This window comes from Paenibacillus sp. JCM 10914, assembly GCF_001315105.1.
Classification (GTDB): Bacteria; Bacillota; Bacilli; order Paenibacillales; family Paenibacillaceae; genus Paenibacillus_AQ.
This window is the reverse complement of record NZ_BAZR01000072.1, coordinates 1-1,818: the sequence shown is the minus strand read 5'-3', so window position 1 is coordinate 1,818 and position 1,818 is coordinate 1. Positions and strand designations below refer to the sequence as shown.

General features: G+C 54.6%; 1 protein-coding gene. It reads right to left on the bottom strand.

Annotated elements, in window-relative coordinates:
* Positions 1-1,818, bottom strand: a 1,818-nt coding sequence (locus tag JCM10914_RS28070; protein ID WP_036720642.1) for an amino acid adenylation domain-containing protein, incomplete at both ends; no start/stop codon positions are given.

Genomic DNA, 1,818 nt, shown 5'->3' with positions numbered 1-1,818 from the left:
CGCGGTGTCAGCTTCAGCCCCGCCTGATTCGCCCGCGAGACGATCTGTATGCTCAAGATCGAGTCCCCACCCAACTCGAAGAAGTTATCGTGGATACCGACCTGTTCCGCCCGTAACACCTGGCGCCAAATCTCCGCCAGCTTTTGCTCTACTTCCGTACGAGGGGCTGCATACTCGGTCTCGCCAACTACCTCTGGTGCCGGTAGTGCCTTGCGGTCCAGCTTCCCATTAGGCATTAATGGTAGCGAATCTAGCGTCATAAAATACGAAGGCACCATATAATCCGGAAGTGTCGCTTTCAGGTATTCACGTAGCTCCCTTAGCTCTACGTTACCGCTTGTGACAACATACGCCACGATGGTCTTGTCTGACGCCATATCGTCACGGACGATAACAACCGACTCCCCCACAAGCGGATGACGAAGCAGCGCAACCTCAATCTCCCCAAGCTCGATTCGATAGCCCCGAACTTTGACCTGCTCGTCCGCACGGCCTAAGTATTCCAAGTTTCCGTCTTGCTGCCAGCGTACCAAATCTCCCGTCCGATAAAGGCGCTTGTTCCACTGCGGATGAACGATGAACTTCTCCGCTGTCAGCTCCGGACGATTCCAATATCCACGCGCCAACCCGTCTCCGCCTGTATATAACTCCCCCCGCACACCCACGGGCACCGGCTGCATCTCACCATCTAGCACGTACACCTGCGTATTAGAGATAGGTTTGCCAATCGGAATTACTCCGTGATACTCCCGGTTGCGTTCCACTTCATAGTAGGAGGTAAAGGTCGTGTTTTCCGTCGGTCCGTAGCAGTTAATCAAACGAACGCCCGGCCATTGCAATACTTTACGAACATGACTCTTTGAGATCGCGTCCCCGCCCACTAGTAACTGGCTTACTCCGCGCAGCGACTCAACTTGTTCGTCCACCATCAAGTTGAACAGACCATTGGTCATCCAAAGCGTCGTAACTCCTTGCCTGATGATCATTTCTCCAAGCTCACTTACAGAAGGTGTCTGCGTCGACATGACGATCAGGCGCCCCCCGTTCAGCAGACTGCCCCAAATCTCGAAAGTCGCCGCGTCGAACGAAATACTCGCCGTCTGCAAAACGACATCTTTCTCTCCCAGTTCCACATAGGAAGGATGATTCACTAATCTCACGATGCCGCAATGTAGTATACATACCCCTTTCGGGCTACCCGTCGATCCTGAGGTGTACATAACATACGCCAGCGATTCAGCCGTTCCCACAAGCTTTAAGTTGCCTTTTCTACAGCGCCCGATAGCAAAACCATCCCGATCCAAGCAAACCGTCTGCACCGTAGAGTTCGGTATCAGGCCTAAATATTTCTCTGTCGTCACCACCACGGATGCGCCTGAATCCGCTAGCATGTAAGTGAGACGTTCCTGTGGATATGACGGATCCAGCGGCACATACGCGCCACCCGCTTTGAGTACACCCAGCATAGCGACAATTAAATTTGCCGACCGTTCCATGCATATCGCGACAAGACTCTCCGGTCCCACCCCTTGCTGACGCAGGTAATGCGCCAGTTGGTTGCTTCGTCGATTCAGTTCCGCATACGTCAGCGTCACGTCCTCGAACGCGACCGCTTTCACATCCGGCGTCTTCGTCGCTTGTTCCTCGAACAGCTCATGTACAGGCTTATCATCCGCATATGGGCGCGTCGTTTCGTTCCATGCCTGCATTTGCTCAAGCTCGTCATCGCCCAGCAGCCCAATCCGGCCAACCGCCTGCTCTGGATCCTGCGCCACCGCCTCCAGCAGCCGGCGCCAATGCCCCGCCATCCGCTCGATC